Source organism: Bacillus sp. JJ1503, from assembly GCF_036965125.1.
Classification (GTDB): domain Bacteria; phylum Bacillota; class Bacilli; order Bacillales; family Cytobacillaceae; genus Cytobacillus.
On sequence record NZ_JBALOZ010000212.1, the window covers coordinates 1 to 7,784 of the forward strand.

Consider the following 7,784-nt stretch of genomic DNA (forward strand, 5'->3'; position numbering starts at 1 on the left):
AATCACCTCCATAATATATGTGACAACAGAGGTGAATTTATTTTTTACTCAGGGCAAAAAACTTGTTCCAGAAAAGGGCCATTTAATTGAGGAAGAGGTTGCATTAACCCCAACTTTTTTATGTAGCATCAAGCACAATTGAGAGAGCGTAATAGTTGACATAGTAAAACATCGCAAAAAAGGATTTGTACACCTGAAAAGTGAATGATATATATAAATATATATTTATGTTTTGAAGGGAATGAAACATACATGAATTACAATATCATCTCAACACTAGATGAACAACAAATCATAGAACTCTACGAATTATACCAACAAGAATGGTGGACAGATAACCGAAAGTTTGAAGACGTGTTGGTAATGCTTGAAAACACAGACATCCTCATTGGAATATGTGAAAATAAAACTAATAGACTCATTGGTTTTATACGTGTTCTTTCAGATTTTGTCTATAAAGCCTTAATTTTCGATGTTATTATCCATGAAGAGTATCAAGGAAAAGGTTTGGGACGAATATTGTTAGATCAAGTAACGACACACCCTAAACTTCAATCTGTGCAACACTTTGAATTGTATTGTAAATCTGACAAAATATCTTTTTATGAAAAATGGGGATTCAATAAAGAAATTGGTGATATTAACTTCATGAGAAAAACCGTCAAATAGAAAATCTTCACTTCCGATAACGGAGATTATGTGAAATAGGCATACAAATAACTGTGCTTTCCTTATTTCTCAATATCAGCTAATAGAAGAGTTGTTGATTATTCCATAATCGGGCGCATTTCTAGAGCAGGAAATGTGCTCTTCTTAATGAATTGGGGAATTATAATGACAACAGAACCATATAAAATTAGGAAAGGAGGAGGGTCATAAAATGCAGATAATGAACAATTATTTTCGTGCACGTGCGAGTATGGTGTACATGATGACCAATAATGAAGTAATGAATCAAATCATTGCCTATTACATGGACATGAATGGAATGCTCACCTTTGTGGGTTCCTACCCAACTTATGGAAGAGGTACTGGTACAAAGGAAGTTTCCACTGCAACAGCAAATGATGGCGTCGATCCCCTAGCGTCACAAGGGGCCCTAACTTTGTCCCGTGATGGACGTTTTCTAATTGCAGTTAACGCAGGCAGCCATAGTATCAGTAGTTTCATCATAACCGACAGCGGGGCACCTGTACTCGTGGATATAAAGCCATCAGGAGGTGCTCAGCCCAATAGCGTAGATGTGTTTGGTAATCTTCTCTATGTCTCCAATGTAGGTAATGCCGCAAACAATTTTGCATCAAATATCACTGGCTTTCACATAGATGATAACGGAAGCCTTACTCCTATTCCAGGATCCACCCATTCTCTCAGTACCTTCAATGCTCAACCGGCGCAGGTTCTCTTCACTCCGGATGGCAGTAAAATCGTTGTCTCTGAGCTTACATCAAACCATATCAGTGTATTCCCTGTAAATAAAAATGGTACGGTTACAGGACCAATCGTTAATGATTCTTATGGTCAAGGACCATTGGGAGTTTATTTTCTATCGTCTGGAATCCTCTTAGTTACAGAAGCAGTTTCAAATGCACTGTCATCTTATTCATTGAGCAACGATGGTATCCTTCATGTGATTAGCGGCTCTGTACCAAACGGATATCAGACTGCTTGTTGGGTTGTAACAACGAGGGATGAACGTTTTGCATATACTACCAACACCTTAAGCGGCACCATCTCCACCTACCGAATTGATCCCAATGGAGCACTGTCGGTGGTAAGGCATATTACCAGTACACCGCCAGGTACAGCACCAGGCCTGCCGATGGATGTTGGAGTGAGTAAAGATGGACGGCATTTTTACACCCTTAACGGAAATCAAGGAACAGTGTCAGTATTTAATATTCAAAAGGATGGTAGTTTAGCAAGATTGCAGGTTGCTGCATGGACTAATTTTCCTTACTTTGGGTCACAAGGTTTAGCAGTTCTGTGATTCATTTGGGTTCACCTTACTGGGTGGAATAGAAAAATACGGGAGTTGTTAAAAACAAGGTACCGATTTACTGGTGGCTTTTGTTATGAGACAACATAATTGCCAGCAAGATTGTGAAAAAATGTACTTGAGCTCATTATAGTAAGGGAAAAGCGAAGGACATCCAGCGCTCAGTAATAAACTAACTAGTTTATATCAATATGGAAAATTTACAGTGGCACCAATTGAAAAAATTTGATGTCATTATTAAGTTTACTAAATGATGAGGTGAATTTTTTAAGAAGGAAATTATTTGGAGTCATTGTTTACCACTATTTATTAAAACTACTTAAAAAATATCCAGAATTGAAAATAAAAAAAGAGTGCGACTTTTTGAGTCACACTCTTTTTAGCGAATTATCACAGTAACCATTATCATAAAGTATATACTCGTTACAAATAAGCAACTAAAAAGAAAAGATATAATAATCGATGCTTTTTTTAAAAATGATAATACAATTAACCCCATAAATAGAATAGAAAGAAAAAAGAACCATACTGTATTTAAGTTCACAAAAAAGCCAATTGTAGTATCAGAATCGATTATGCCATCGTGAAATAGACTGAATAAAGGTGATATCGCATCACCCGTTAAATAATTCCCATGAGGCGGTGATTGTTGCGAAAAAACTGCTGTAATTGTAAAGATTGTAAATAAAATAAAGCCTTCTACACGAATCCAAGGGATTGGATTGAATGTAGCATCTTTTGAAATTTTATATTTTACAATGAAACCATTCACTAATGCATAAAAAACAAGTGGCAGTAGGAATAAATGTTTCATTAATAACCCTTGTCCATATGAAACCAGCCATGAACCAATATACCCATCGACCATTATATCCATCAAGAAAACACCACTAAGAATTGTAGCAACTAAACAGCCAAAAGCAACCTGGGAAAACCAGCTTAAAAATTCAAGCCAATTTTTATGATTGAGCGAACACCAGCCAATCATAAGTAGAATTCCAACCCAAACACTGACAGCTGCTAAATGAATAAAGTCGCTGATAATTCCTATAATTGGATCAACAGCACTCGCATGGCTTGACCAAGCAACTGTTAATATTAATCCAAATGTTAGAAATGCTCCTAAAATAGAGAAAATGTTCTTTTCAGTAGATTTCGCCAAGGCAATTAATAGTATTAATACACTAGAAACGAGAAGGGTAAAATCCCATGCAGTCCCAATTGTATAGGTTGTTAAAACAATTATTAACGATTCAAATAAACCTAAACGTGGAGCAATATATAACGTAATATCAAGTACAGGAATAAATGCGAAAACAGGTAGCATAATGGCGCTAATAAGTAATAAGCGCTTTGGAATTTTTATATCAGGACGATATTTCCTTGGGACAAGGAGAAGAAAAAAACTTCCTACTAAGACCGAAAAGCATAAATATAAAAGTGCCTGACTAATAATTACTAATATACCCATTTATTATTTCTTTCTTTTAGTAAGTAAGAAGAAACCACCTGCTACTATGATAACTAAAAGAACAATAAGAATAGCTGTCATAGAAGATGATTCTTTCTCCACTTCATCCGCTGAAGCTGCTTTTTCTTGATTTTCTGTCGATTGCTCAGCTGATTCAGTTGTTTCTGACGGTTCCTTTGTTACTTCTTCCACAGATTCAGGAACTGGCGCATTTACAGTAAATGAGAATTCACCTTCTAATGGGTGACCGTCTGCACTAATAATACTCCAATTTACTTGATATTCGTCATTTGGAAGTGGCTCAGCAACAGTACCTGTTAATGTACCATCACCAATAATAATATCTTGTAGTTCGATTGCTTTCCCCTCTTCCGTTTTTACATCAATAAAGCTACCTTGTTCAATTTTACCATCAAATTCAAGAACTATTTCTTTTAATGGTTCCGTTACAACATCACCATCTGCTGGATTTGATCCTCCTATATGCGAGTGAGCAAACGCACTAGTAGAAATAGACATTGCTAGTAAAACTGCTGCTGCGGTAAAAATACGTTTCAAAATAAATCCTCCTAAACNNAATTAGTATATTACAAAAATGTGATTTTTGTATGAAGTAACATTTGTAAAATAAAGGAAATTTAGCGATCACCCAACTACTGTATCAAATTTTCATTATAAATGCTCCTGGAATTAGTGTTGGTGGAGTAAGAGACTAAAATACATTCAGAAGAACTCAACGAACATTATCACCTATTAGGAATTGCATTTTGCAAATGATTTTGAGGAAGTACAAAAACTTATATTAGACGGCAATGAAGACAATTTTACAAAAGAAGATTTTGACTCTTGACTTCTCCAAGAACTGAAGGTTAAAAATTCTTGTGGTTGAAGAATTACCAGATAATACGAGTCATTAAAAGATACATTTGTAGGAATGAGGTTATTTTGCTAAAGGGTGCTATAGTTGAATAAGACCATACTACGAAAAATAGAACTTCCAAATAATTGGATGTCATATTTTTTCTCGTTATAATATCAACATTAAACGTTAACAGAGCCTTATGATAAAATGTTTTGAAATACTATAAAAACTTTATTTATGAAAAGGAGAAATACTATGGAACAACAAACCATAATTCCGAAATCAATTGATGAATATATTTTACAATATCCTCAAGAGATTCAAGAAATACTAAATACAATAAGAAAGGTTATAAAGGAATCAGCGCCAAATGCTGAGGAAAAAATAAGTTATGCAATGCCTACTTTTGCTTTAAATGGAAATCTGGTACATTTTGCTGCATTCAAAAACCATATAGGGCTTTATCCAACTGCAAGCGGAATTAATACATTTAAACAGGAATTATCGGGATATAAGACATCGAAAGGCGCAGTACAATTTCCTATAGGAAAACCCATCCCTTATGGATTAATTAGTAAAATCGTAAAATTTAGAGTTGACGAAAACAAAAGAAAAGCTGAAGAGAAAATAAAAAAGAAGAAATAATTTCATTGATATTATTTAGGAGGAGTCGCTTTCTTTCCAATATCAAGAAGATAAAGATTGTGTAGAAANNAAAAAAAAAAAAGACTGTCTTTTTGACGGTCCTTTTTTGGTGAGATTAACACAAATACATTTTTGTAAAGTGCCTGCTACTTATTTATAGAATTATTATTACTCTCATCACGATTTGTGGAAGCTGTTTTGTCATCGACTTCAGCCCCCTCTACGATCTGGTTACCAATAGCACCGCCTGAAACACCGCCTATTACAGTACCAATTAGTCCAAATGAAGCACCTATCATAGCACCCGCAACGGCTCCATTAAAAATTCCTGCTGCTTCACCAAAGTCACTCGCATCTTGATTAGCATTACTACCAGCCTGATTGTTGCCACTTTCTTCTACATTTCCACCAAAGTTATTGCGTTCGTTACTCTGATTCATCTATTCACTTCCTTGTTTATTAATGGGGAATATGCTATTGATGAAAGCACACCATCCCAAACATATACTACCCAGCTAAAGTAGTTTTACTCACTATATGTTGGTTCAAGATATAGTTGTCTTATCGGCAGCCATTTTTTCTTCTAACGGGTAGCGATTGTTCAACAAGAACAGCCGCTTTTTCACTAAGGGGGCAGGTTAGTTCAATTATGAACATTATGGAGTCGATTAAAGGAGAAACGTATATAGAAAGGGAATTGTTTACTCATCAGAATTTGGGAGAGTGATTTTAAATGAGGGAGAAATTATTAAGGGTTGGAACCACATATATTCCAGTAACTAATGTGGAATTATCATCTGAATGGTATGTAAATAAATTAGATGCTGAATTAAGCTATAAAGATGAAGATAAAGCAATATTAAATCTTGCAAACCAAAGCATTTTTCTTGTTAAATCAAAAGAACATCAAAGTTCCAATTTTTTTGATATTTATGGTGAGGAATGTTTTTCTTTAACATTTGAAGTGAATGGTTTAGTTGCTTTAGAAACAATACATAGGGATTTTATAGGTAAAGGGATTAAAGTTGGAGAAATTGAAAACAGAGGTCACTCTGGAAGGAATTTTGTTTTTTACGATATAGATGGGAATAAATTCGATGTATGGAGTGAGCTTAGTCCAATTTTCAAAGAAAAATATTTAATCTCACAATAATATTTATTGTTGTGCTATCGGGTGCGTTGATCCAAGAAGGGATTAACGCTTTTTTGTTGAAGTTATTGTACTAAAGGGGCAGTAGATTTGAAGTTAAATGGGGGAGAAAATTCGATGATTACAAAGAAAAGAACGCTAAAAGATTGGATTATTTACTTAGTAATCATATTAATAATAGCTGGTGGATTATTCTATTATGTATCTTTCTTTAAACCTAAAAACTCACTTGAATTGTATCAAGAATTAACTTTTTCAGACAGCTTTAAGGAAGTTCAAAAGCTATTCTTAGACGGTTATGAAAGTAATTTATCGAGAGAGGATTTTAACTATATTCAAGAGAATACAGCTAATAGAGTAGCACAATTCACACTTTTTGAGTTTAACGAAAAGTCTTATGTAATTATGACTTCACCAGGAACTGCAAAGTTAAAAATTCATGCAATAGAAGAATTACCAGAGGATATTAGAAAATTCTTTATGGAACTATCAAGTTAAGATACTTCAATGGAGTTGATAAAATGAAACGGTTTATTCTATTGTTGGGAATTGTGCTGATTCAAAGTTTTTTATCTGCATGTTCAGATGATAAATATGATATGGAATACGAAGCTCAGCTTGAAGAGAAAGATATAGAGATTAGTAAACTAAAAGAAGAGCTTAAATTAATTAGCGATGAATTGAATAAAGAAAGAACGAAATTAACAGACGCTTTTAGCAATCTTTCAAAGTTTGACCATAAATCAAGGTTAATCTTGAAGCATATAGCAAATAACGAATTCGATAAATTAAGAAGTGAATTTGATGTTAATTTTGAGGTTATTGATGAAAAGATCTATTTTGCTGAACTGAATGACGCTCCAAAAGAACGGTATTTTCCAAAAGAAATTGCTGGATTACCTATGTATTTACAATTTTATCTCCCACAACCTGAAAATACACAAGTCGGCTATTTCCTTTATGGTTATGACCAATATGGTAGTGAGAGAAAGTATGAAATTGTTTTTCTTTTTGGGAATAACGAAGAATTTAAGTATGTAGGTACAAATTAGGAGAATGGGTTAGTAAAGAAAGTATTATATATTAATGTAACGGGTAGAATTAAATGAAAAAAGGAGAAATAACTATGACAAAACAATTTTGGATCAACTTGCCAGTTAAAGATACAAATAAATCAAAAGAGTTTTATAGCAAACTTGGATTTTCGACTAATACACCACTTGGCAATAGCGATCAAGTGCAATTAGTCATCGGAGATAATAATGCTACCGTAATGCTTTTTCCTGTTTCTACTTTCAAAAATTTTACCAAACATGAAATAGTCGATACAAAACAAGCTACTGAAGTATTATTTTCCATTGATGCAGAGAGCAAAGAAGAAGTAGATGAAATAGCAAAGAGGGCAGTAAATGCTGGAGGTACAATTTTTGGTGAGCCCTCGGAGAACCAAGGTTGGATGTACGGCTGCGGTTTTGCTGATTTAGATGGTCACCGCTGGAATGTGTTGTATATGGATATGAGCAAGATGCCGAAAGAGTAAGAAATAGAAAGCTAAATCTCTTATTAGCTAACGGGGCGTTATTTTAACTAGACATGTATTTATGATATTCCACAATCAGGCTCTTTTCTTCAATATCCCTAATTATCAAAAACATAC

The 7,784-nt window shown here is 34.1% G+C and carries 10 protein-coding genes; 7 read left to right on the plus strand and 3 right to left on the minus strand.

Going from position 1 to position 7,784, the window contains the following annotated elements:
- Window positions 1-252: 252 nt before the first annotated feature.
- Together V7149_RS16170 and V7149_RS16175 are read left to right on the plus strand one after the other, a co-directional pair.
- A complete protein-coding gene (locus V7149_RS16170; RefSeq protein WP_335346635.1) occupies window positions 253-669 on the plus strand; it encodes a GNAT family N-acetyltransferase in 417 nt (138 codons plus the stop codon).
- Between the two features lie 211 nt (window positions 670-880).
- The gene (locus tag V7149_RS16175) at window positions 881-1,990 is read left to right on the plus strand and encodes a lactonase family protein (RefSeq protein ID WP_335346636.1); all 1,110 of its coding nucleotides are present in this window, start codon (window positions 881-883) and stop codon (window positions 1,988-1,990) included.
- A gap of 388 nt (window positions 1,991-2,378) precedes the next feature.
- Here the strand turns inward: V7149_RS16175 and V7149_RS16180 are convergent, their stop codons facing one another.
- Window positions 2,379-3,470 carry a copper resistance D family protein gene (locus V7149_RS16180; protein WP_335346637.1) on the minus strand — a complete coding sequence of 364 codons (1,092 nt, stop codon included), beginning with the start codon at window positions 3,468-3,470 and terminating at the stop codon, window positions 2,379-2,381.
- Window positions 3,471-3,473: 3 nt separating this feature from the next.
- Window positions 3,474-4,028, minus strand: a complete 555-nt coding sequence (locus tag V7149_RS16185) for a copper resistance CopC family protein (RefSeq protein ID WP_335346638.1) — start codon at window positions 4,026-4,028, stop codon at window positions 3,474-3,476.
- Between the two features lie 559 nt (window positions 4,029-4,587).
- Between V7149_RS16185 and V7149_RS16190 the strand changes: the two genes are divergently transcribed.
- Window positions 4,588-4,977: an iron chaperone gene (locus V7149_RS16190; protein ID WP_335346639.1), complete on the plus strand. Its 390-nt coding sequence runs from the start codon at window positions 4,588-4,590 to the stop codon at window positions 4,975-4,977.
- A 146-nt stretch (window positions 4,978-5,123) separates the two neighbouring features.
- Here the strand turns inward: V7149_RS16190 and V7149_RS16195 are convergent, their stop codons facing one another.
- Window positions 5,124-5,417 (minus strand): hypothetical protein, encoded by a 294-nt coding sequence (locus V7149_RS16195; protein WP_335346640.1) that lies wholly within the window; start codon window positions 5,415-5,417, stop codon window positions 5,124-5,126.
- Between the two features lie 293 nt (window positions 5,418-5,710).
- Between V7149_RS16195 and V7149_RS16200 the strand changes: the two genes are divergently transcribed.
- The 4 genes from V7149_RS16200 (at window position 5,711) to V7149_RS16215 (ending at window position 7,667) form a co-directional block, all read left to right on the plus strand.
- Window positions 5,711-6,130: a VOC family protein gene (locus V7149_RS16200; protein WP_335346641.1), complete on the plus strand. Its 420-nt coding sequence runs from the start codon at window positions 5,711-5,713 to the stop codon at window positions 6,128-6,130.
- Between the two features lie 114 nt (window positions 6,131-6,244).
- Window positions 6,245-6,625: a hypothetical protein gene (locus tag V7149_RS16205; protein WP_335346642.1), complete on the plus strand. Its 381-nt coding sequence runs from the start codon at window positions 6,245-6,247 to the stop codon at window positions 6,623-6,625.
- Window positions 6,626-6,648: 23 nt separating this feature from the next.
- The gene (locus V7149_RS16210; RefSeq protein ID WP_335346643.1) at window positions 6,649-7,179 is read left to right on the plus strand and encodes a hypothetical protein; all 531 of its coding nucleotides are present in this window, start codon (window positions 6,649-6,651) and stop codon (window positions 7,177-7,179) included.
- Window positions 7,180-7,253: 74 nt separating this feature from the next.
- A complete protein-coding gene (locus V7149_RS16215) occupies window positions 7,254-7,667 on the plus strand; it encodes a VOC family protein (RefSeq protein WP_335346644.1) in 414 nt (137 codons plus the stop codon).
- The last annotated feature ends 117 nt before the right edge of the window (window positions 7,668-7,784 follow it).